Raw genomic sequence first — 22,655 nt, 5'->3', positions numbered from 1 at the left:
TTGGTCAGATCAACAAGCGGAGCCCCACCAAGGTTAGGATCCCGACAATGACGGTGGCAAACAGGCTTTTCGTAAGAAATGCGGTTAGGAAAGCAGGGACAGCCGCTATCAGTTCCAGTGTATGGCCCCCCGGATCCACGCGTCCGTCACTAACGAGCAGCTCCTGTGCTAATAGCGCCGCCATGACCGCGATCGGCACATGATCCAGCCAACGGATCATCAATTCCGGAATGCGGAGCTTGCTCAGAATCATTAGCGGCAGAACCCTTGGAATCAGGGTGACGACAGCGCATCCGATAATCAGTATGGCAATATGCCATCTTATTTCCATCGTTCGATCACCATCCCTGCTGTAGCCGCAACCATAATCGCAGCGATGACCGCTGCGCTTCCCGGCATGATCGTACTGATCGCAATTACCGAAACGGCGGCAACCATAATCACCATGAAGTCCAGTTTATACTTCTTTCGGCTGATCCATTGCAGGGCCAGCAATCCGATAAACATGCCAGGCAATGCAAAGTCAAGGCCAAACTTCTCCGGCTCCGGTATCCACGCTCCGACAAGACCTCCCGCAACGTTCGCTGCACACCAGAACAGATACGCTGTGATATTCAGTCCCACCATCCACCGGTAACCCAGCCTCTTCTGCTCGGCCGCCTTGGCTGCCGCCACACCAAATGTTTCGTCGGTTAGCAGGGAACCGATGAAGAAGCTTTTTCCCGAGGACAACCCTTTAAAATACGGTGCAATCGCCGCGCTTAACAGCAGGTGCCTGGCATTTACGAAAAATATCGTGACAATAATGGATAAGACCGGGCTTGCGGCGGCTACCATCCCCGCGGCTATGAATTGTCCGGAGCCCGCATAGAGCAGCAGCGAAAGGAGCGCAATCTCGAGCAGGCTGAAACCTGCGGTACGCTCGACGACGCCTGCCGCAAAACCGATGCTCAGGTATCCCAGCAGTGTTGGTATGCAATCCTTGAATCCTTGAAGATAGGAATTGGCCTGGTTTCCCTCGATATCGGCGGGAAGCCGTTCTGACTTGGTGCTCATCTGTGTTCGATTCCTCTCTCCCTCTACAATTCTATTTTTCATTACTATGAATACTTCTTGCTGGCTTGTCAACGCCAGGGATCGTTTTTTTCCATACAAATAAAAAAGCGTTCCGGACGTGCTGCTCATCTTCCGAAACGCTCCTCGTTTTAATTGGATCGCCGTGGGCCTAAGGCTTCAGGATGACTTTGATACAGCCATCCTTCCTCTCATTGAAAATATCATAGCCAAGGGCAGCCTTCTCCATCGGAAACCGGTGGGTAATGATATCCGAAGGATCCACCGTCCCCTCTTTCAACATTTGATACAGGCGGGGCATGTAATGAATGACCGGGGCAAGACCCATTTTTAACGTAATATTGCGTTCAAACAGTTCGCCTAGCGGAAATGCATTGTAGATAAGCCCATATACGCCCGTGAGCTGGATGGTCCCGTATTTGCGCACCATTCTCGCAGCCATGCGAAAAGCCCCCAAGGAGCCCCCCTGAAGCTTCAGCATGCTGCCCAGCATCTCGATGCCGGTCCGTTTGGCATCCAGGCCCACGCAATCGATGACCACGTCGGCGCCGCCCTTGGTTATCTCAAGGATATAGTTCTCGATCTCGGGTATCTTCTCGAAGTTGTAGGTTTCCACATAATTGGTGCGGCTGGCATGCGCCAGCCTGTAGTCCACATGGTCGATGGCGATGACCCGCTTCGCTCCTTTCAGCCATGCAAACTTCTGCGTTAACAAGCCTATCGGGCCGCACCCGAGGACAATGACGACATCGCCGGGCTTAACTCCTCCGTTCTCCACGCTCCAGATCGCGGTTGGCAGCGCATCGGACAGCATGAGCAGCTTTTCATCCTCCATCTCGGCATCCTCCGGAATGATAAAAGGCATGACATTACCATAAGGTACCCGGAGCAGCTCCGCCTGCGCGCCTTGAAAGCCGCCGTACGCGTCGCTGTATCCAAAAAAACCGCCGGTATCCTTTGCTTCGTTCGCATAATCGCATTGGCTCTCCATTTGATTCTGGCAGAAGACACACTTGCCGCAGGACACGATAAAAGGAATGATTACGCGATCGCCCACTTTGACCCTGCTTACTTCCGGCCCTGCATCCACAACGACCCCCATGGGCTCATGTCCGATAATGTAATTATCGTTAAGCTGCCTCAGCTCGCCGTTATATATATGCAAATCAGATCCGCAGATCGCCGTGGTGGTGACTCGAATCAAGATATCGTCGCTGTGCCGAAGAACGGCGTCTTTCATTTCCTTCACTTTGATCCGATGTCTGCCTTGATAAGTGACTGCTTTCACTCACGCGCCTCCCCCGCTCTAAGCCTTCATTCCATAATTGTAATAATTTGGCTTTTCAATGCTCAGTGTACGCTAATTTTGCGGGAACTAGTCCATCAGGCAAAATAATGCGGGATCAGCCCAGCGCTTCAGGCTGGACGTCCACCGGCTGCTTTTTGCTTCTGCCGACTTTCAAGAACAATACCAGCCCTAACAGCACCAGCGCTCCGCCTGCGGCTTGCAGCGAATTCATCGACTCATTCAGCAGGAGAAAAGCCAGCAGACTCGCTCCAACCGGCTCTCCGAGAACGCTCATCGACACGGTGGAGGCAGTCGCATACTTCATCAGCCAATTGAATAACAGATGACCGAATACCGTGGGGACTACGGCCAACAATGTGAATATCCCCCACTCGCGAGCGGAATAACCGGCCAGCGGAATCTGCATGCCCACGTTATATACCGCCAATACGGCAGCAGCTACCGCAAAAACCAGCCAGCTGTACAGGAATGACGGCAGCCGTCTGAGCAGCAGTTGTCCGAGCAGCATATGGACGGCCACCGCGGCCGTCCCCAGCAAAGACATGATATCGCCGGTCAGATGTCCCTTGCTCCCGCTGAAGCCGCTGCTGCCAATGAGAAGGAACACGCCGAGAAAGGCGATGGCCATACCTCCTATGGCCGCCAGCGACGTTTTCTCCTTAAACCAGATGTAGGCGCCGATCATGACGAATACCGGCTGAAGGGCCAGGATGATCGTAGAACTGGCTACGCTCGTCCACTTCAGGGAACCCATCCATAACAAAAAATGCAGGGCCAGCATCGCACCGGACAGAATCAGCAGAAGCACTTCGGAGCGCTTCAGCGATCGGATAACCGGCACGTATTTTCCCGCGAACGGGAGCATGATCAGAAACGTGATCACCAATCGGTACATGGCCTGAATGGAAACGGGACTGCCGGACCATTTTACGAAAATCGATGAAAAGGATATGGCTATAATCCCTATAAATAACGGGATAAAAACGGGAATCGGTGCTCGGTTCGAATTCATGATGGTTAAATGATTCACCTTTCGTGTTATATTAGAGATTGATTTCAAAATTAAACTTTCGGTAAAGGATAATCGGCATGAAAAAGAAAGACCTACGCAATCAAATGACGCCTCCTAAATTCTTGGCGATCGGTTTCGCATCGATCACACTGATCGGAACTTTTCTGCTTAAGCTCCCTATCGCTACCGCCGACGGGACTTCGACTCCGCTGGTTGATGCTCTCTTCACGGCGGTGTCAGCCATTAGCGTGACGGGATTAACCGTCGTGGATACGGGCACCCACTGGTCGATATTTGGACAAATTGTCATGCTTATGCTGGTTCAGCTTGGCGGCTTGGGGTTTATGACCTCGGCCACCTGGATTGCATTGATGTTCAACCGCAGAATCTCGCTCCGGGAGCGCATGATCCTTCAGGAAGCGATGGGACAATACCAAATACAAGGCATCGTGGATCTCATCCGAAGAGTGCTGGTCTACACGCTGATCATAGAAGGCGCGGGCGCCTTGCTGTTGACGCTCAGGTTCTCTGCCATCATGCCGCTTTCCGATGCGGCGTACTTCGGCATATTCCAGAGCATCTCCATCTTTAACAATGCAGGCTTTGATCTCTTTGGCCAAATTCACGGACCCTTCTCAGGGTTTGCCACCTATGTAGCGGATCCTATCGTGAATATTATCCTGATGTTCCTGATTTTCCTTGGAGGCATCGGCTTCATCGTTATTTTTGATCTCATCGAGTATCCGAAATGCAAAAAGCTTTCGCTTCATTCCAAGGTTGTCTTGACGGTGACGTCCCTGTTAATCGTGATCGGGGCCGTCATGATCTTTATCCTGGAGCACAGCAATCCCAAAACCTTGGGGCCTCTTTCGTATCCGGTAAAGATCATGGCTTCCATATTCCAATCGATCACTCCTCGTTCGGGTGGCGTCAGCACCTTGGACATTGCGAGTCTTGAGCAATCGTCCCAGTTCTTCATGATTCTCCTGATGTTCATCGGGGCAGCGCCCGGATCGACCGGAGGCGGCATCAAGGTGACTACCTTCGCCGTGCTGATCGGTGCCGTCGTCACGATGATTCAGGGAAAACGCGATGTGGTGCTCTATCGCAACCGCATCTCCCAAGCCCTGGTTTACCGCTCCATTACGCTGACGATTCTATCGCTGCTGCTATTGGTAGGCGCCTCGATGTTCCTGTCCGTTACGGAGTCAGGCGAATTCTTAAGGATTCTGTTTGAAGCCGTATCCGCCTTCGGCACGGCCGGGTTATCCATGGGTCTTACCACCGAGCTCTCCGGGGTTGGCAAGGTAACCATTGCCATGCTCATGTTCCTCGGCCGGCTGGGACCGCTAACGCTTGCCTACGCGCTTAGCCGCAAGAATAACAAGGAGCTGTACCGCCATCCCGAAGGACGAATCACAATCGGATAAGCTTTCCGGCCCGCTCATTGCCGCATGTAAACAAACCGTACGCCTCGATCCAAGAGAGGTGTACGGTTTGTTTCTTAAATACGTTTCTTTAGTCCGCCTCTGATTCCCCGAATTCGCTGGCATCAATGGCTGCATCCAGCAAATCGTCAAACAGCTCGTCATCGTTTTCGATCCGCTCGTCTATCTGGAGAAACTGCTCCTCGATTCCCGGCTCGCCGGCAAAGTTCAAACTGTAATCCCAATCCCGGCCGTTCTTGCTCAGGAAGGTGATCTCGTAGGATGAGGCATGTCCATCTATAGAAAATACGGTATATCCCACGAATTGATCGGCATCATCCCGCTTCATATCCGCACGCTCGATTCGGACTTGTGACACGTTTTCACGCTCCTTCGTTACGTTGTAAAGCACTCACAAGACTCAGTATATCACTTTTCTTGATCGCTGATTATGGTTTTTCTTATACAGCTCGATCTAGTATAATATGGGGTGTTACATTAATAATTGCATTGGAGGGTTCCAAATGTCCGATTTCAATACATACCTGGACAAATATGCCGAGTTGGCCGTAAAGGTTGGAGTCAACATACAGGAAGGGCAAACGCTGGTGGTCCATGCTCCTGTCGATTCCGCCGAGTTTACCCGCTTGATCGCGAAGAAGGCATACGAAGCGGGGGCCCGCCTCGTTAAGATCCTGTGGACCGACGAAACGATAACAAGGCTTCAATTCGAAAAAGCTGCGGATGACGTGTTTACCGAAGCGCCAAAATGGTATGCCGGAGAAATGACGGAGCTGGTCGAGAACGGTGCAGCCGTTCTGCACGTGCTGGCCGAGAACCCCGATCTGCTCAGCGGCATCGATTCCGAGCGCATCGGAAACTTCTACAAGGCGCGCGGCGAAGCATTGAAGCAATACCGTGCCTATCAGCAGTCCGACAAGTTCAGCTGGTGCCTGGTCGCAGTTCCTTCGGCTGCGTGGGCCGCGAAGGTATTCCCGGATGTTCCGGAATCCGAGCAGGTCGGCAAATTGTGGGAAGCGATTTTCCACACCGTACGTGTGGACCAGGAGAACCCGGTAGAGGCCTGGAACCAACATCTCGAAGTGCTTGAAGCCAAATCCTCCGTGCTGAACGCCAAGAAATACAAGAAGCTCCACTATGTTGCGCCGGGAACCGATCTTACCATCGAGCTGCCGGAAGGGCACATTTGGGCACAAGGCGATAGCATCAACGAAAGAGGACACTCCTTCGTGGCTAACATGCCGACAGAGGAAGTCTTTACCGCCCCTCTCAAAACAGGCGTCAACGGGACCGTACATAGTACGAAGCCATTAAGTTATGCCGGTAACATCATAAACAACTTCTCCCTTACTTTTGCAGAAGGCAAGGTGGTCAGCTTCAAGGCGGAGCAAGGGTATGAGACTTTGGAGCGTCTTTTGAACATGGATGAAGGTGCCCGTTACCTTGGTGAAGTGGCGCTTGTGCCACATCAATCTCCGATCTCGGAGTCGAACATCCTGTATTACAACACGTTGTTTGACGAGAATGCCTCCAACCATCTGGCGCTCGGCAGCGCTTATGCTTTCTGTCTCGAGGGCGGCAAGGACATGAATCAGGAACAGCTGATTCAGAGCGGCCTCAATACGAGCGTAACCCATGTCGACTTCATGATCGGATCCGGCGACATGGATATTTACGGCGTGACGGCAGATGGCAAGGAAGAACCCGTATTCCTGAAAGGAAACTGGGCATTTTAAGAATAAGATGCAGCGTAAGCAGCTATTTCTCGCGAAGTAGCTGCTTTCTTGAACTTTTTCGGACTTTAATTGACCCGAGGTTGATTTACAAACTTAAAAATTGTGCGATAATCTAAACAACGCTTGAAGTTGCTATGAGGCAGCATATAAGAAATGGAGGGTCTGTCATGTCCAGCTTTGAACAAAAATTGGAACGCTATGCGGAGCTAGCCGTCAAGGTCGGCGCCAACGTGCAGCCGGGACAAACGCTGGTGGTTAACGCCATGATCGATGCGGCGCCGCTGGTGCGCCTGATCGTGAAGAAAGCCTACGAAACGGGTGCCAAGCAAGTGAAAGTCAATTACAGTGACGAGATCGTGAATCGGATTCGGTACGATCTGGCGCCTGACGAAGTTTTTTTGGAACCGCCGACTTATTACGCAGAGGAAGTAACCGAACTTGCCGAACAAGGAGCCGCTTTCTTGACGATCCTCTCCTCGAACCCCGACCTGTTAAAAGGAGTCGATCCCGAGCGTATATCCAATTATCAACGTACATATGGCGCAGCCATGTCGAAATACCGGCAATACCAGCAGGCCGACAAAATGAGCTGGACCGGCATTGCGTACGCTTCCCCCGATTGGGCTTCCAAGGTGTTTCCTGACGTTCCTGCCGACCAGCAGGTGGACAAAATGTGGGACGCGATTTTCCACGCGGTTCGCGCGGACCTGGAAGATCCTATTGGGGCGTGGGAGGAGCATATCCATACCCTTCAGCGCAAATCGGATGAACTCAATGCCAAGAAATATCACAAGCTCCGGTTCACTTCACCTGGAACGGATCTGACAATCGAGCTGCCGGAGGGTCATATATGGGCCCAGGCGGGCAGCCACAACGAAAAAGGCGAGCGCTTCGTTGCCAACATCCCGACGGAGGAAGTATTCACCGCCCCTCTCAAAACCGGCGTCAACGGCACCGTACGCAGCACGAAGCCTTTGAGCTACGGCGGCAACATCATCGACAATTTCTCGATTACGTTCGAGAACGGGCGCATCGTCGATTTTTCCGCCGAACAAGGCCAGGATACTTTAACCCGACTGATCTCCATGGACGAAGGGTCGCATTATCTGGGCGAGGTGGCTCTTGTCCCCCATCGCTCCCCGATCTCGGAAAGCGGCATCCTGTATTACAATACGCTGTTTGATGAAAATGCATCCTGTCACCTGGCCATCGGGAGCGCATATGCCTTCAACCTAGAAGGCGGCAAGACCATGACGTCCGAACAGCTCCAGGCAAGCGGCCTGAACACCAGCATTACGCACGTCGACTTCATGATGGGCTCCAAGGAGCTTCAGATTACGGGAATCACGCATGATGGCAAGGAAGAGCCGGTCTTCATCGATGGTAACTGGGCATAATCGCCATATTTCCCGTTACCATGACTAGCAACTCAGCATTCGATTAAGAACGATCAACAGGGCAGCCTGATTCTCAGAGGCTGCCCTGTTTTTATCTGGTCCATCCCCGCCCTTTCTCTTGCCGAGTCAATCCCAGATTCGATTAATACCCATTGATGGCCGAGCATATGATGAAGAGATGGGCGCAGCTCATTGGCTTGCCGATAACAGAGGCGAAAAGCGGGCCCAATACCATGAATTCAATAGGATAAGCCGGGATGCCTAGGATCTCCAGAGTCGGCTGTTACTAGAATTTGTAGGGCTTTTTTACCCGATATGTTGTAAAATGATGAGAGAAATAGGATGGTTACACCAGAGAGGGGATTATCGCGTGTCCAACCGATTACAGCTCCTCCTTGCAGCAGATTTCGCTGATCTGAGCGAACCTATTCAGGAAGAAATCTATTATGAATTTTATGACCTCGTTTATGGGCAAATACTGTATGTCGTACGGGATCATGCTGCTGTTGAGGATATCATTCAGGAGTCCTTTATCAAAGTGATCACAAGCAAGCCGAAGTTCGAAACGGAAAGCAAGATGCGGGGCTGGCTCCGTGTCGTCGCGAAAAACTCAACCATGAATTATTTAAGAAAAAATAAAAAATACCGTAACCAAGTGGATGTCGATAGTGTTTTTATTAATGAAGAGGACGTGGTAGTTTCTTCCACGAACGTCGAACACCAGGTGGAATCGAATTTGCTGGAGGAATCGATCGGGCAGTACCTCGACCAATTGAAGCCTGAATACAAGCTATTGATTGAGTATCGTTGGAAGCACAGCCTGACCTACAGGGAAATCGCGGAGCTGCTGAATACTCGCGAAGAGATCGTGAAGCAGCGTTTGTTCCGGGCCAGGGAATCCGTTAAGAAAATGCTGTATAGAGAGTGGGGTGAATTGGATGAGCAACGAAAAATACGATGATTGGTTTGATGAGGCCTTTGATGAAGCCTTTGATCGTGCAGCTTCACGTTCCTCACTCCCTACTGACGACGAATCCAAGCGACAATCCTGGCAGCAAGTCAAGCTGCAGGTCGAGAAACTTAACAATCGGAAACAGCGACGCCGCAGATTTCAGTTGGCCGGTATTATCGCAGCTTCCATGGCATTCGGGGCATTCGTGTTCTCCCAGCCTACCGTCACGCAAGCCGTATCGCCAATCTATCAGCAAATCGTGGATTGGGGCAATGGCATTACGGGCCAGATATTCGGCAAGAAAGAGCCCGTCGATCCCAGCAAGGCCCTTACTGCCCCTCCGCCGGATATAAGCCCTACGCCAGATAACGCCGATCAAGTACCGCCCGCTGAATTGGTGGAAACCGAAGACGTTCCCTTTACGGATTCCGACGAATCCTTAATCGAATCGCAAAAGCGCGTATTATTCAAGATACCTGAAGTCGGCTATATTCCGCCAGGCTTTGAGTTCTATGAGGCGACGGGAATCGCGGAAAGCGAGAACGCGCCGATCCTGGATCTTCATCTTCACTACAAGAATGCGGATGAAAAGGTATTCTACATCGATTTAATCGACATGACGGCAGAACGGTCCATCGGCCTTGGAGGAAAGGTTACCGAGACGCTGAAGCTGAAATCTGGAGCCGTAGCCTACCTGACTGAAACCAACCTCCGCTTTTTGCATGACAATGACAAAATATTGGTGAATATTAGCGGATTGTTTTCTCGAGAAGAATTCATTAAAATCGCCAACAGCATACACTAAAACCATACCTGCACACACAAAGAAGGACACTTGCATAAAGTGTCCTTCTTTGTTATAACCTATCGAAATTACTGCTCTACTAATATCGAGTTCGTATAATAAGTCCCTTCCTCATATGTACCGTTCTCATTAATCCAATGAATGGTTTTGCCACGGTAATAGTAGCCTGCCTGAACGTTGAAATTTTTGGTGCCGCTAAGCGAAAGCTTGTTGGTTCCGTTTTCATATGCACTGCCAGCATCCACCCAAGCCGACCCTGTCCAGCGCTGTAGAACATAATTAATGCCGATGCTATCTACGGCTTGTCCAGCGCCGGTAAATCCGTTGATGCTCACTTGGGTACCGCTTGCCTTACTAATCGTAGAATAGTAGTTGATCAGATATTTATTCGCTAAGAGGCTGATGGAAGAATTCAAATTCATTTCAACCGGAGGCGGAGTCGTCAAAGCACCGGGTGCAATGTCTGCAGCGGAGTCCGCGTAAGCCCCTCCTGCCAGGGATAAACTTAATAAAACACTGACTGCAAGTGCTGAAGCTATACGTTTTGGACTGCGTACTTTCGACATAATATCACCTTTCTTTCAATATGATAGGAACATCCATATTTTAACACGTTGTAGTAGCGTAAAAGTTTCTAATTTTTCACGGTTTGATATAATTTTTGAAACTTTTCTGCAAATAAAAAGAAGCAGCGACATAAAATGTCGCCGCTTCTTCTAATATCCAGTTTACGCGCCCGCTTCTTCCTGTATCAACTGCTGCTCTTGCCTGATCAGGCGTATCCGGGAGATGCGTTTATTCTCGGTCTCCTCGATCACAAAGCGACAGTCTTCGTATATAACAGACTGGCCTTTGTGCGGAAGCAGCACCTCAAGGCGCGCAGACAGCCATCCACCGATGGTATCGTAATCTTCTGTATCCACATTCAGACCAAATTGGTCATTGATTTCATCGATCAGCATCAATCCATCAATGGAGTATTCATCCTCCCCCACCTTTTCAATGCCAGGACGCTCTTCGTCAAACTCGTCTTGAATTTCACCGACGATTTCTTCCATTATGTCCTCCAGGGTCACGAGTCCCGAAGTCCCGCCGTATTCATCGATAAGAATGGCGATTTGCGTCTTGCTACGCTGCATTCTTCGCAGCAGTTCACTGATCTTGATCGACTCAGGAACAGCAATGATCGGGCGAATCAGGGAAAGCTGGTCGCCAGCAAAGCCGCGCATCAGATCTTTAATGTGAATAAAGCCAATGATATGATCCTTGTCTTCGTCGCAGATCGGATAACGGGTTCGCATGCCCTCGCTTGCAATCTTCAGATTTTCTTCCAATGAAAGATTGTTGTATAAGCAGATCATTTCTGTACGGGGGATCATGATCTCCCTTGCCGTCGTATCGGCAAATTCAAAAATGTTGTCTACCAGTGTCATCTCCGTGCTATCCATCAAACCGCTCTCGCTGCTCTCTTTCATCATATCCCGCAGTTCTTCCTCGGTATGAACATTGCGTTCAACCACCGGCTTCATCCGGAATATGCGGAGAACGTTATTGGAAAGCCCATTGGCAAACCAGATAAACGGGAACATGATGGTGTAAAATACCCGCAGCGGGCCTGCGGACAGCAGCGTGATTTGTTCCGCCTTGCGTACGGCCACCGTCTTAGGCGCTAATGCACCGAATACGATATGCATGAGTGCGATCAAGATGAAGGCTAATACCAAGGACACCGCATGAACGGCTGTGTTGCTCCACCCTATTCCGTTGAACCAAGGCGTAATCATGGCGGAAATCGTTCTCTCGCCGATCCAGCCAAGGCCGATGGACACGATGGTAATGCCAAACTGGCACGCGGATATATATCCGTCCAGGTTCTTCAGTATGTTCTGCGCAAATTGTGCACGTCTATGTCCTTCTTCAACCAGAGCGTCAATCCGGCTGCTCTTCACTTTAACAAAAGCCAATTCAGCCGATACAAAAAATCCGTTTAATAGGACGAGAATCAATACCAAGGTTAAACTTATCAAACTCGGTAAGGGGTCACTCAATCGATCTCCTACCCGCCATACAGCATGCTATGACGAATAGGAACACCTCCTTCGGTTATTAAAAATGTGTGGTGCCATCAAGCATAACAGCGTGTTCGGACTACGCATCAACTTCCCAATGGTCTCATCTCCTTGTCTTATTCCGACTTATTCAAGCTATATAAGTAATTATATAGTACTACGATACACAGTCAAACGTTGTCTTATGACATTAATCATCGTTGTTATGAGCTTTAATTTGATTCTCAGCCTTTAACACTCGTTTTCCGATGAATTGAACGATTCTATGAATAAACATTCAAAATGTTAAAATAATACGATGCGGCCGCGCGCAGTGGCGTTAGAAAAACGCATGCTATTGAATATTCTGCCAAGGCCAAATGAAATAACCTCCGTTTCACATCGGTGTAAACGAAGGTTATTGGGGCATTCGCAAATATAGGTTTATCTTGCCGTTGGAGGCGGATTTCCGATTACGCCCGGATATTGATAATTGAGCGGCTCGTCAAACACGACATAGTCCAGGTTCACCATCAGCAGGATGATCCGGCGCCCTGTCGTCCGTTCGCTGATGACGATATGATCGCGACCGGCGGCTTCGATAATGCCCGTAAACACCTTGGCATTCCATTGCGAATTGTTTTCATACGTCATGTAAAACGTTGCCTGCTTCCCAAGGTTCAATCGAAGGATATTCTCCACGTAAGATTGTTCAAATTGCGGCGGTGCCGGAACAACGGTGCCTCCCGGCGTCATTGGGCTTCCGCTGGGCACCTGCGGTGGAACGTTTGCCGTATAGCCAGCGGTCCCGCGGTTCGGCACTCCCGGATAACGGACTCCATTCATGAAGTTCACAGGCGGCACACCTTGATTGTACATAAGTAATTTCCTCCTTTAATTTATAACTCCCGCCGAAGCGGTTGTATAACATGAATCAAAAAACGGACGGGCAATCGGCATATGTCGGGGTGAAGAAGCAGTGTGCCTTGAATCGGCCTGTGTTCTGCTGATTGTACCAGGTTGCCGGGCAGTCCCCTGCCGGGCGGAAGAACCATAGCGCGTTGCTAGCCGGCCATATGCGTTCCCCATTAATGACCCTTTGGGCTAGCTGACGATCCCGATCCCTGGCCCGTTGATAAAAATAGCCTTTCTGTGTTGCTTCAAAACCACCCGGGCTCTGAAAAACCATATCGTTCATGTTGCGGATGTTTCGAAAATCCAGGCAGTTACCCAGTATCCGGTTCACCCCGACATTCCCTACCATGAGCATGCCCTGCTCACCTTCGCCTTCTGCCTCTGCGCGGATCAATCTTGCCAGAAGATCCACATCATTCGAGTTCGCTTTGATGACTGCCACAGAGTTCCCCTCGCTTCCTTAAGATCACTTTGTATCGTATGTGCATTCGCCCAGAAATGTGCCTGGATACGAAAAAAAAGTTCCTTACCGCGTCCATCGCGATAAAGAACTTTGGTCTCCTGCTATCATGCCTTACTTCGCTTTAGGATTGTTGTATACATAACGGAACGTATACTCCCCCGAGCCCGCTTGAATCACAACACCCGCTTCGCCATCAACTGCGGAATGGATCCCCTTTGCTTCGTTTAGAGGGATCGTGCTGCCTTCCATAACGTTTGAAACGTCAAAAACACCCGGCAGGCAAATTTCAGCAGTCGTATTAGGCGGAATGCACACTTCCAACTGAAACTCGCCATCATCTTCCATCCGCCAGCATGACCGGACGGTTCCATACATCGTATCGATTTTGCCTTCCGCCCATGTCAGGCCTTCGCCCGGTACAGGCGCAAACCGGATATGTTTATATCCCGGCGCATCCTCCACGGTCTGTATGCCTGCAACCGAACGATACAGCCATTCGCCGATGGCTCCGTATGCATAATGATTGAATGAATTCATGTCGCGGCTCCAGAAGCTGCCGTCTTCCTTGATGCCGTCCCAATGCTCCCATATCGTCGTGGCGCCTTTCGTCACCGGATACAGCCATGAAGGATAGTCCTGCTGCAGCAGCAGCTTATACGCCGCATCGTGCATGCCGTGCCGGCTTAACACATGATTGATATAAGGTGTGCCCACAAAACCGGTCGTTAAATGAAACCGGCTCTCCTCCAGCAATGCATAAAGACGGTCCGCCGCGCGTTTTTCCGCCGCCTCATCCAGCAGTCCGAACATAAGCGCAAGTACGTGCGCGGTCTGCGTCGACGCCGCTAGCCTTCCGGACGGGGTCACGAATTCGTTACGGAATGCAGCGACAACCTTTTCTTTAAGCTCGGCATACAGGGCAGCATCTTGTTCTCGTCCCAATACGACCGCCGTTTTTCTAAGCAGTTCCACCGAATAACCATAAAACGCCGAAGCGATAAAGTCCCGTTCAGTAGCCCCCACATAGTCCCCGGATTTCGCATCCAGTCCCAGCCAATCGCCGAAATGGAAGCCGGTATTCCACAGATATTCATGCTCCCCTTGAGCTTGAATGTAGGAGACCCAGCGCTTCATGCTCTCGTATTGACGCTCCAATATCCGTCGATCGCCAAAATTGACGTACACCGTCCACGGGCAAATGACCGCTGCATCTCCCCAGGCGGCCGAAGCATAGGCTTCATCGCCGAGCACATGCGGAACAACGAATGGAACCGCTCCGTCATCGCGCTGTTCCGCGGCCAGGTCCGACAGCCATTTCGTGAAGAAAGGCGCAATGTTGGCAAGATAGGCCGCCGTCCCGATGAACATCTGCGCATCGCCGGTCCAGCCAAGCCGCTCGTCGCGCTGCGGGCAGTCCGTGGGCACGTCGAGGAAATTCCCCTTCAGTCCCCATCGAATATTGCTCTGCAATTGATTCACCATGGGATCCGAGCATTGAAAGGTTCCGGTTTCTTCGAAATCCGAATGGAGCACGACCGCTTCGAAATGCCGGAGGTCCAGCTGCTCTTCCGTGAAACCGTCTAAACGCACGTATCGGAACCCTTGGAACGTAAAATGAGGCTCGTGGATTTCGTTTCCGCCGCCTTTTAACGTGTATTGAATCGTTTGTTTAGCGGTTCGGAGATTCTCCGTATAAAAGTTGCCCTCGGCATCCAGTATTTCCGCATGCTGCAGCGTCACCGTTATGCCCTCCGCACCGGTCACGCTAAATCGGACCCAGCCTACCAAATTCTGCCCGAAGTCGATGACGGTTTCACCTTTGGGCGTGGTCAGACATTCCACGGGCCGCACCGTTTGAACGGCTCTCACGGGCTCGTTGATCTGGGGCTTCAGCTTGTCGTAACCGTGGTCGATCGTTTCCACGCCATGCCAATCATCGGAATTATAACCTGCCGTACTGAAGCCTTCCAGTTCGAGGCGCGCATCATAGGTTTCACCATGATATAGCTCCGACATGGTGATCGGGCCTTTGGCCGACTGCCAGCTTGAATCGGTTGCCATCACTTCTTCGCTGCCGTCAGCATACGTGATATGCAGCTCCAGCAGAAGCGCTAATCGATCTCCATAAATCGCGTGCCGATCCTCCCACCCCAGCTGTCCCTTGTACCAACCGTTACCGAGCCAAGCGCCGATCGCGTTTTGGCCAGATTTCAGCATCTCGGTTACGTCGTAGGTCTGCGTCTGAATCGTATGATCGTAACTCGTCCAGCCTGGGGTGAAATAACAATCTCCCACTCTCTGTCCGTTAAGCTCAAGTTCGTAAAGGCCCAGCGCCGTGACATATATTCTTGCTTTCGTAATGGGCGACTTTAAGCTGAAGCTCTTGCGGAGCAGCGGGAGGTGACCGGCGTCAGCAGGCAGCAAGGATCGTGGTGCAGATATCCATTGTCCTACCCATGGCTCTCCTTCCAGCTTTCCTGTCTCCCAGTAGGCCGTCTCTGACCATTCCGTCATTTCTCCGGCCTGGTTCCAAGCACGCACACGATAGAAATAGCGCTTACATGATGTTGCGCTCAGCCCCGTTAATTCCACATGAACCGACTGCGACGAGGCTGTTTTCCCTGATGTCCAGCAGGGCTGGGCAAATTCATTCTCGATGGAAACCTCTATCTCATAAGTGGTTTGACTGACGGCTCTTTCGTCCGAGGCCAACCTCCAACTGATGCGCGGCTTTCGCTCTCCGATACCTATCGGTTGATGAAGATATTCGCATCGTACATCCGTTACGCTGAACATGCTTATTCCTCCGTTCACTTCAAGAAGGCTGCTTCAACAATCCGTTTGAATTAGCCGCTTGGCTTGATATTCGCTTTCATTTCTGTGCCTGTTTCAACTATTATTATAAGTGAACCTCCAAGCAGGATGATGGGGATAACGGACAATTTAATGCGGTAAAACGGACATCCATCCTCGATCAATGAAAAGGAGCAAACAGGATGAAACGACCGATGGAAACCTATTACGGAGATTATTTTTTTCGGGATGACACCCTGATGTATGTAAATCGTAACGCGGAGAATTTTACTGGTTCTTACCATAACCATGATTTTCTGGAAATTACGTATATTGCTGAAGGAGAAGGCTTCCATCACATGGAGAACTCGGTGCAGCGTGTTCGTAAAGGTCATATGTTCTATATACCGCTCGGAATGCCTCACGTATTTCGGCCTACCTCTTCGAACGGGAAGCCGCTCATCGTGAACAATTGCATATTCTCCGTTAAACTCCTTCCGAAACTGATTGCCTTTGCTTCCGATTCGAGGACAGCCTCCTTATTGAAACAGATGGAAGACGGCTCGCTTGGGTACCGCGCCATTACGGATCGGCATGACCGTTTCGAGAAGCTGTTCGTCTCCCTCTATGAACAATATGCCATGCAAATCAGCGGCTCAGCCGTCTATTTGCATACGCTGCTGTTACAGCTGATCATTGAGTTCAGCCGGGCCATCGAGCATTCGCAGCCTATGACCTCGGAGCCTTCGCATCCCTCTTTTCATGATGTCCTTCAATACGTGGAGGGACAATACATGCATGAGCTCACGCTGACGCGTCTTGCGCAGATCAGCGGCTTCAGCGAACGCCATCTTCAGCGATTGTTCCGCAGATATACAGGCCAGAGCTGGCATCATTATCTGCAGACCGTACGCATTCGAATGAGCCGCGAGCTGCTGAGAACCACGGCAGATAAAATCAGTATGATCGCCGAAAAGGTCGGTTACAAGGACATGCATTCCTTCAACTCGGTATTCAAGCGAAGCACGGGACTCACGCCGGGTCAATATCGCTCAGAAACGCAGCATCATGGATAAATGACCGGATTCTCCAGCAAAAAATAAAAGCATGATGTCCGAGCTACATAAGGATCATCATGCTTTTGAATATGCTTCATTATTAGCTGACCCTTATCTGATATCTTGGATGCTTTCACGTCATGTTACTCCAGCTCTTTCTCCAGAAGCACTTCATCCTCCCGCTTATAACCTGATTTCTCATATGCTCCGATGGCTTGGTGATTATTATGACCCGTAAGCACCTTGACCGTTCTCACTCCGCGAGCGATCAATTGTTCCTCCAGAAAAACGAGCAGCATTCCTGCCAGCCCCTGCCTTCTGGCCCGCTCCTGAATGTACATTTCCGTTATCTCGCCGACAAGCTCCCGGTAACAAAAGGACTTAAAAAATTGCGCGCAGGCAAATCCTACAGGATCATCACCAAAATAAGCTATGGCCACGATCTCATCCGCTTGTTGCAAACTATGTTCAACTTCCCCTAGCGGCATCTCATCCCCATTAAACTCCTCGTTTAATCGAGCCAGTACGGATGCATCCGGAAGAGATGCTAAGCGTATAAATTTCACTTTTTCCATATCATAACTTCACCCCAGTTCAAGAGTCGGTGCATGTTCGATCTTCAACCCAAGTATACCATCTTTATCCAGCCATCAATCATTGCTCCCATACCAAAAAAAGGCCCTGCTGACTAAACAGCAAGGACCTTTCACTTAAAAACAAATTAAACGGCGGTAACCGAGAACATCAGACCGCAATAAATCAGCACAACGGCGCCTATCCCGCTTAACAGCCCGACGGCTGCTGCCCGGTTCCTGCGAAATACGTTCACGACATTCCAGAGGAGACCAAGCCCAAGGCACAGGCAGAGTATCCCGATCCAGCTCCAAGTAAAGGCCAATTCACCGATCGTAAACCCGGGATGGAACCAAACAAACGTTGCTGCAGGACCATATGACGCCAATGTATCCACGACCTCGTGCGGCGCCGGCTGCTGGTTCATGTAGCCGGTGACGATATAAATCAGCCAAATCAGGATTCCCTCGCTTCGTGCCCATGCCGCAGGTCGATAGCTTGTATCCCTGCGCAGCTTGCGCTTGACGAGATAACCGTTAACGAACGCGAACACCAGCAGCGGCAGAATGAGAATATGCTTGACCAGCAGGGCTTGACCGTAGGACAGCGTCCAGCTGTTTACGGGTTCCGGCGTCACGGCCGTCATCAGGAACAGACCCGATCCGATGACAAGGATGACGCAGGCGATGGCTACTGGATGGAACCATCGGAGAAACGTACTCCAGCGATCATGTTCCGTGCTGAACCATCCTGTAAGCAGCAGCGTTCCCGTCCATATGGCCATCACCGTGAAATGGCCGAAGAAAGCAAGCTGTCCAGCGCCATCGAACAGGGATGCAGCGTGGTTGAACGAAGACATGGCGACGGCAATGCCCAACAGAACAGCGGGCATAAGCCAGCGTAAGGGAGAGCCGGGTTTCCGGCGGACGATCAGGGTCAGTACCCCCAATAGGATCGAAAGAACCAGTATCCAGGCATAACGCTCGCCCTCGCTGAATTTGAACATGATGCTGTTAAAGGACTGCCAGAATCCGATATCATCCTTGAAGAACATGATGATTTGCAGCAGCGGCACAAATCCGAATAGGATGATGGCTGCCCCCGCCGCTGGCCCGAGCCAGGCTGGTACCGAAATATCCGGCTTATAAGCCTTCGGTACCAGGGACAGCACCGTGATCCCGGCCAGAATGGCGTATGCTAAATATAAAAACGGCTCGCTTAACCAATAATAAGACATTACTTTCTCTTCCGGGATGCTTTAATGCCAAAGTATCCTGCGACAACGGCCACGATGACGATAATGACGATCCACACGGTCGACCCGTTTCCTTCGGATGTGTCATTAGCCGGCGTGTTCTCCGCCTGCTGATTCGTATCCGCCGTCTGATCTGCGTTGCCTGCGGCTGTATCATCCGCCGGTGCTGTTTCATCCGGTGTATTTCCTGTATCCGCAGGCGTTTCTTCGGTGTCGGCAGGAGTCTCAGGAGCAGCTTCCGCTTCCGGTGCATCGACTTCGAAAGCATACGTTCCGTCAACGGGATGTCCATCTCCGCCAACGATCTTCCATTCCACCGTGTAAGAACCGGATGGAAGCGGTGCTGCCAGCGTTCCAGCCATGGTGTTCTGGTTAACCTTGACTTCCGATACTTCTACCGCTTCGCCTTGCGCATTCTTCACCTTGAGGGTGCTTAAATTTTCATCGATATTTTCATTGAATGACAGATTGACTTCCTTCACGCTTTCCGTGATCTTGGCGTCCGCGGCGGGCGTACTGGATTCCAGCTTGGAATGCGCCCACGTTGCTGTTGGGAACACCAGTACAAGCAGCAGACCCAAGGTCAGCAGAACCGAAGTTTTCACATGTTTCAACATGCCTATCTCCTCCAAACCATTTATCTTAAATTTGAATCTTCCCCATCATAACAAAGACGTTCCATCAATGCTAATGAGTATATTGTGAACAATGTCCTATCCTATTTTACACAAAAAAGGGAACGCCGCACAGATTGCGGCATCCCCGTTATAGTTCACGGATCCGGTTCTACTATACTCTCTCATACCAATAGCCAGGTATCCCTTTGGTCAGTCGCAGCAAGGCCTCGAGATAATAATAATCCCCCCAGATCATGTAATCGTCCGGCCCCATCCCGCCTCTGACGTAATAGGAACCATGCTTGATCAAGCCTTCCTCGGCAGCTTCACCGATGGTGGAATAACGGTTTACAAGGGAGATCATGGACTTCTCTACGGCGTCTGTCAATAGCCCTTTATTGCCATCTTCCTCTTCCAGGTGCTCCAAGATCTCCAGCATCCCGCATGCGGCGATGGCGGAAGCGGAGCTGTCGCGAGGTGTACCCGCTTCGATCGGAACGTCAAAATCCCAATAGGCGACATGGTCTTCCGGCAAATGCTCGATAAAATAGCGGGCGGCTCGCACGGCGGTATCCAAATATTTCGGATCACGGGTATAACGGTAGGAAAGCGCAAATCCGTAAACGGCCCATGCTTGCCCGCGCGTCCAGGTGGAGCCGTCGTGATATCCTTGGTGCGTCCCACCGCCGATGGGCTTCCCGTCCGACGGCTGGAAGTAGAAGGTATGGTATGAAGAATCATCCCCTCGCATTAAATAACGGCGGCTCTTCTCCGCGTGCGCGACGGCCACGCGTTTGTAGCGTTCGTCGCCTGTTTGGTCATACGCCCAACACAGCAGCGGTATGTTCATCATGCAGTCGATGATAATACGGCCGCCGTTCTTCTCGTCGCCCTTCCGGCCCCAGGCCTGAATATACTGACCCTCTTCCCGCCAGCGCAGCATCAGATGGTCGGCTGCTTTTAGCGCCAGCTGTTTGCCCTCTTCATGTTCTTCCACGATCCACGCGGCCAATGCGGAGGGCAGGTACAGAAATCCGATATCATGATGATCCAGATGCCGCTTCTCTTCCAGCCGCGCCTTGTAATCCTCCAATTGAGCGATTGCCGTATCCTTAAACAACGGGTCCTTCGTATATTCATAACACAGCCAGATCATCCCGGTGTAGAATCCTTCAATCCAGTCATTGCTTTCTCCCCACTCGTATCGCTTCTCCGCCGTGATGTGAGGGAATTTCATCGGATATAAACCGATGTTCCTCTTGGTCTTTTCTACCGCATCCATGATGGCCTGTTCCCACATGGTTCACATACCTCCTATTCTTTGATGGCGCCGATCATGACGCCCTTCACGAAATATTTCTGCAAGAACGGATACAGAAACAAGATCGGCAGCGTCGCCACCATAATCGTTGCATACTTAATCGTTTCGCCAACCGGCATCCGATCTCCCCCTCCTACCGAGGTCATCATGCTGCTGGTATCGTTCTGGATCAGAATCTCGCGCAGGATCAGCTGCAGCGGAAACAAGTCCCGGTCCCTTAAATAGATGAGGGCATCAAACCATTTATTCCAATGCCACACCCCGTAAAAGAGCACCATGACCGCAATGACCGGCAGCGATAACGGGATGATGATCCGGAACAGAATGGTCCAGTCGGTGGCTCCGTCGATCCGCGCGGATTCCTCGAGCGCATCGGGTACCCCTTGAAATGCCGTTCGCATAATAATCAAGTTCCATGTCGTCATGGCGCTTGGAATAATCAATGCCCAGTACGTATCAAGCAAACCCATATTTTTCACGAGCAGGTATTTCGGGATGAGCCCGCCGTCAAAAAACATCGTCATCACGATCAGCATCATGATGGCGCCTTTCCACATCACGTTTTTCCTGGATAAGCCATAGGCTCCGAGAGCCGTCATGAGAATGTTCAGCGTCGTGCCGACGACCACATAAAATATCGTGTTCAGGTAACTTCGGATGATATTCGGGTTCTCGAATACCATCCGATAGGAATCCAGCGAGAAACCCTTGGGCCACAGCAGGATGCCCCGGTGCTGAACGAATTCGGCCGGCGTGCTGATCGAAGCAAACAATACGTAGAGAAACGGGTATAACGTTATGATCGATAACAAACACAATAGAATGACATTCGCAGAATCAAACAGGACTTCACTGACCGATCTAGTAGTTCGCATGAGATCCCCCTCTCTACCACAGCTTCGTGTCGGTAAACCGCTTGCTGAGATAATTGGCTCCAATGAGCAGCGCAAAGTTAATCAAGGAATTGAACATGCCGACAGCGGCGCTGAAGCTGTAGCTTGCTTCCAGTATCCCCTTGCGGTAGACATAAGTCCCGATCACGTCTGCCGTCTCGTAGATGACCGGGTTGTACATGATCAGGATCTTCTCATCCTGCAGCGCCATAAAGGAACCGATCCGCAAGATAAGCAGAATGATCACGGTCGGCAGGATGCCCGGAAGCGTAATTTGAAGCATCTGCTTCCAGCGGCCGGCACCGTCCACCTTCGCCGCCTCATACAGGGACGGATCGATATTCGAGATGGCTGCCAGATAAATGATGGAGCCCCAGCCAATCCCTTGCCAGATGGCGGACGAGGTATAGATGGTGCGGAACCATTCCGGCAGCCGCATGAACGAAATCGGCTTGCCGCCGAAGTACGTGATGATATGGTTGATCAGGCCGTCCACCGCCAAAAAATCCACCAGCATCCCGACAACAACGACAACGGAAATGAAATGGGGAATATACGTAATGGATTGTACGGTCCGCTTAAAGATCCGATGTCGCACCTCGTTCAGCATCAAGGCCAGCACGATGGAGGCGGGAAATACGAAGATAAGATCGTACGCGCCAAGGATAATCGTATTGGAAACGACCCGTTCAAAGAAAAATCCGTTAAAAAAATCGCTGAAATGTTGAAAGCCGACCCATGGGCTATTCCAGATGCCGAGCCCTGCGGAGAAGTTCTTGAACGCAATCTGCAGGCCGTATAACGGTCCGTAATGAAACACGGCATAAAACGCCACAACCGGCAGCAGCATCAGGTAGATCGTGGAATTCCGGCGAAAGTCCTTCGCTGCTCTTGCGCTGAAGCTCTCGGATTTACTCTGTATCGTCATGCGTTTTGTTTCTTCCTTTAGCTGCACCGTATGCCCTCCTCTGTGAAAAATAACCCGC

22 protein-coding genes are annotated in these 22,655 nt (G+C 51.0%); 6 read left to right on the top strand and 16 right to left on the bottom strand.

All coding sequences use genetic code 11. The features are described 5' to 3' along the window. Positions 1–4: 4 nt before the first annotated feature. The 4 genes from M1D70_RS12685 to M1D70_RS12670 all read right to left on the bottom strand — a co-directional run bounded on the left by M1D70_RS12685 (position 5) and on the right by M1D70_RS12670 (position 3,395). On the bottom strand, positions 5–331 hold the full coding sequence (locus M1D70_RS12685; RefSeq protein ID WP_009589408.1) for an AzlD domain-containing protein: 327 nt from the start codon (positions 329–331) through the stop codon (positions 5–7). Beyond that, entirely contained in the window at positions 322–1,056 is a 735-nt protein-coding gene (locus M1D70_RS12680; RefSeq protein WP_036670975.1) for an AzlC family ABC transporter permease, read from the bottom strand. Before M1D70_RS12680 ends, M1D70_RS12685 begins: the two co-directional genes overlap by 10 nt. 169 nt (positions 1,057–1,225) lie before the next feature. Further along, a complete protein-coding gene (locus M1D70_RS12675) occupies positions 1,226–2,362 on the bottom strand; it encodes an alcohol dehydrogenase catalytic domain-containing protein (RefSeq protein WP_009589435.1) in 1,137 nt (378 codons plus the stop codon). Between the two features lie 115 nt (positions 2,363–2,477). After that, on the bottom strand, positions 2,478–3,395 hold the full coding sequence (locus M1D70_RS12670) for a DMT family transporter (RefSeq protein WP_456290002.1): 918 nt from the start codon (positions 3,393–3,395) through the stop codon (positions 2,478–2,480). 77 nt (positions 3,396–3,472) lie between these two features. On the opposite strand from M1D70_RS12670, the gene M1D70_RS12665 reads away from it, so the two are divergent. Then, positions 3,473–4,825 (top strand): TrkH family potassium uptake protein, encoded by a 1,353-nt coding sequence (locus M1D70_RS12665; protein WP_009589411.1) that lies wholly within the window; start codon positions 3,473–3,475, stop codon positions 4,823–4,825. Positions 4,826–4,913: 88 nt separating this feature from the next. Here the strand turns inward: M1D70_RS12665 and M1D70_RS12660 are convergent, their stop codons facing one another. After that, positions 4,914–5,201 carry a hypothetical protein gene (locus M1D70_RS12660; protein WP_009589418.1) on the bottom strand — a complete coding sequence of 96 codons (288 nt, stop codon included), beginning with the start codon at positions 5,199–5,201 and terminating at the stop codon, positions 4,914–4,916. Positions 5,202–5,346: 145 nt separating this feature from the next. Between M1D70_RS12660 and M1D70_RS12655 the strand changes: the two genes are divergently transcribed. The 4 genes from M1D70_RS12655 (at position 5,347) to M1D70_RS12640 (ending at position 9,733) form a co-directional block, all read left to right on the top strand. Beyond that, complete coding sequence (locus M1D70_RS12655) at positions 5,347–6,579, top strand: aminopeptidase (RefSeq protein ID WP_456290001.1); 1,233 nt, start codon at positions 5,347–5,349, stop codon at positions 6,577–6,579. A gap of 167 nt (positions 6,580–6,746) precedes the next feature. Next, on the top strand, positions 6,747–7,976 hold the full coding sequence (locus M1D70_RS12650; RefSeq protein WP_456290000.1) for an aminopeptidase: 1,230 nt from the start codon (positions 6,747–6,749) through the stop codon (positions 7,974–7,976). 370 nt (positions 7,977–8,346) lie between these two features. After that, positions 8,347–8,937, top strand: a complete 591-nt coding sequence (locus M1D70_RS12645) for an RNA polymerase sigma factor (protein WP_036665307.1) — start codon at positions 8,347–8,349, stop codon at positions 8,935–8,937. After that, the gene (locus M1D70_RS12640) at positions 8,915–9,733 is read left to right on the top strand and encodes a DUF4367 domain-containing protein (protein WP_456289999.1); all 819 of its coding nucleotides are present in this window, start codon (positions 8,915–8,917) and stop codon (positions 9,731–9,733) included. Before M1D70_RS12645 ends, M1D70_RS12640 begins: the two co-directional genes overlap by 23 nt. 68 nt (positions 9,734–9,801) lie before the next feature. Here the strand turns inward: M1D70_RS12640 and M1D70_RS12635 are convergent, their stop codons facing one another. The 5 genes from M1D70_RS12635 to M1D70_RS12615 form a co-directional block, all read right to left on the bottom strand. Then, a complete protein-coding gene (locus tag M1D70_RS12635; protein ID WP_456289998.1) occupies positions 9,802–10,179 on the bottom strand; it encodes a hypothetical protein in 378 nt (125 codons plus the stop codon). Between the two features lie 282 nt (positions 10,180–10,461). Next, the gene (locus M1D70_RS12630; RefSeq protein WP_433939399.1) at positions 10,462–11,781 is read right to left on the bottom strand and encodes a CNNM domain-containing protein; all 1,320 of its coding nucleotides are present in this window, start codon (positions 11,779–11,781) and stop codon (positions 10,462–10,464) included. A gap of 444 nt (positions 11,782–12,225) precedes the next feature. Continuing rightward, positions 12,226–12,627, bottom strand: a complete 402-nt coding sequence (gene gerQ / locus M1D70_RS12625) for a spore coat protein GerQ (RefSeq protein ID WP_374705876.1) — start codon at positions 12,625–12,627, stop codon at positions 12,226–12,228. Between the two features lie 88 nt (positions 12,628–12,715). Next, a complete protein-coding gene (locus M1D70_RS12620; protein WP_009589484.1) occupies positions 12,716–13,138 on the bottom strand; it encodes a cell wall hydrolase in 423 nt (140 codons plus the stop codon). A gap of 132 nt (positions 13,139–13,270) precedes the next feature. Beyond that, entirely contained in the window at positions 13,271–15,955 is a 2,685-nt protein-coding gene (locus M1D70_RS12615; protein ID WP_009589437.1) for a family 78 glycoside hydrolase catalytic domain, read from the bottom strand. 200 nt (positions 15,956–16,155) lie between these two features. On the opposite strand from M1D70_RS12615, the gene M1D70_RS12610 reads away from it, so the two are divergent. After that, positions 16,156–17,028: an AraC family transcriptional regulator gene (locus M1D70_RS12610; protein WP_009589387.1), complete on the top strand. Its 873-nt coding sequence runs from the start codon at positions 16,156–16,158 to the stop codon at positions 17,026–17,028. Positions 17,029–17,153: 125 nt separating this feature from the next. Here the strand turns inward: M1D70_RS12610 and M1D70_RS12605 are convergent, their stop codons facing one another. The 6 genes from M1D70_RS12605 to M1D70_RS12580 form a co-directional block, all read right to left on the bottom strand. Beyond that, positions 17,154–17,585, bottom strand: a complete 432-nt coding sequence (locus tag M1D70_RS12605) for an N-acetyltransferase family protein (protein WP_456289997.1) — start codon at positions 17,583–17,585, stop codon at positions 17,154–17,156. A gap of 146 nt (positions 17,586–17,731) precedes the next feature. Then, positions 17,732–18,820, bottom strand: coding sequence for a copper resistance D family protein (locus M1D70_RS12600; protein WP_456289996.1), 1,089 nt, complete (start codon positions 18,818–18,820; stop codon positions 17,732–17,734). Beyond that, complete coding sequence (gene copC / locus M1D70_RS12595) at positions 18,820–19,455, bottom strand: copper homeostasis periplasmic binding protein CopC (RefSeq protein WP_456289995.1); 636 nt, start codon at positions 19,453–19,455, stop codon at positions 18,820–18,822. Before copC ends, M1D70_RS12600 begins: the two co-directional genes overlap by 1 nt. Positions 19,456–19,627: 172 nt before the next feature. Further along, complete coding sequence (locus M1D70_RS12590) at positions 19,628–20,755, bottom strand: glycoside hydrolase family 88 protein (RefSeq protein WP_456289994.1); 1,128 nt, start codon at positions 20,753–20,755, stop codon at positions 19,628–19,630. Positions 20,756–20,769: 14 nt separating this feature from the next. Then, positions 20,770–21,651 carry a carbohydrate ABC transporter permease gene (locus M1D70_RS12585; RefSeq protein WP_036665327.1) on the bottom strand — a complete coding sequence of 294 codons (882 nt, stop codon included), beginning with the start codon at positions 21,649–21,651 and terminating at the stop codon, positions 20,770–20,772. A 13-nt stretch (positions 21,652–21,664) separates the two neighbouring features. Beyond that, positions 21,665–22,624, bottom strand: a complete 960-nt coding sequence (locus tag M1D70_RS12580) for an ABC transporter permease (RefSeq protein ID WP_009589453.1) — start codon at positions 22,622–22,624, stop codon at positions 21,665–21,667. Positions 22,625–22,655: the final 31 nt, after the last annotated feature.

This window comes from Paenibacillus sp. AK002, assembly GCF_053903045.1.
Note: the sequence above shows the minus strand (reverse complement) of the source record. Positions and strands in the feature narration are given on the sequence as shown.

What these genes read in the sequence shown, in the direction of transcription:
- M1D70_RS12685 (WP_009589408.1), bottom strand. Translation starts at nt 331, where the DNA reads ATGGAAATAAGATGGCATATTGCCATACTGATTATCGGATGCGCTGTC.
- M1D70_RS12680 (WP_036670975.1), bottom strand. Translation starts at nt 1,056, where the DNA reads ATGAGCACCAAGTCAGAACGGCTTCCCGCCGATATCGAGGGAAACCAG.
- M1D70_RS12670 (WP_456290002.1), bottom strand. Translation starts at nt 3,395, where the DNA reads ATGAATTCGAACCGAGCACCGATTCCCGTTTTTATCCCGTTATTTATA.
- M1D70_RS12665 (WP_009589411.1), top strand. Translation starts at nt 3,473, where the DNA reads ATGAAAAAGAAAGACCTACGCAATCAAATGACGCCTCCTAAATTCTTG.
- M1D70_RS12655 (WP_456290001.1), top strand. Translation starts at nt 5,347, where the DNA reads ATGTCCGATTTCAATACATACCTGGACAAATATGCCGAGTTGGCCGTA.
- M1D70_RS12650 (WP_456290000.1), top strand. Translation starts at nt 6,747, where the DNA reads ATGTCCAGCTTTGAACAAAAATTGGAACGCTATGCGGAGCTAGCCGTC.
- M1D70_RS12640 (WP_456289999.1), top strand. Translation starts at nt 8,915, where the DNA reads ATGAGCAACGAAAAATACGATGATTGGTTTGATGAGGCCTTTGATGAA.
- gerQ (WP_374705876.1), bottom strand. Translation starts at nt 12,627, where the DNA reads ATGAATGGAGTCCGTTATCCGGGAGTGCCGAACCGCGGGACCGCTGGC.
- M1D70_RS12615 (WP_009589437.1), bottom strand. Translation starts at nt 15,955, where the DNA reads ATGTTCAGCGTAACGGATGTACGATGCGAATATCTTCATCAACCGATA.
- M1D70_RS12610 (WP_009589387.1), top strand. Translation starts at nt 16,156, where the DNA reads ATGAAACGACCGATGGAAACCTATTACGGAGATTATTTTTTTCGGGAT.
- M1D70_RS12605 (WP_456289997.1), bottom strand. Translation starts at nt 17,585, where the DNA reads ATGGAAAAAGTGAAATTTATACGCTTAGCATCTCTTCCGGATGCATCC.
- M1D70_RS12600 (WP_456289996.1), bottom strand. Translation starts at nt 18,820, where the DNA reads ATGTCTTATTATTGGTTAAGCGAGCCGTTTTTATATTTAGCATACGCC.
- copC (WP_456289995.1), bottom strand. Translation starts at nt 19,455, where the DNA reads ATGTTGAAACATGTGAAAACTTCGGTTCTGCTGACCTTGGGTCTGCTG.
- M1D70_RS12590 (WP_456289994.1), bottom strand. Translation starts at nt 20,755, where the DNA reads ATGTGGGAACAGGCCATCATGGATGCGGTAGAAAAGACCAAGAGGAAC.
- M1D70_RS12585 (WP_036665327.1), bottom strand. Translation starts at nt 21,651, where the DNA reads ATGCGAACTACTAGATCGGTCAGTGAAGTCCTGTTTGATTCTGCGAAT.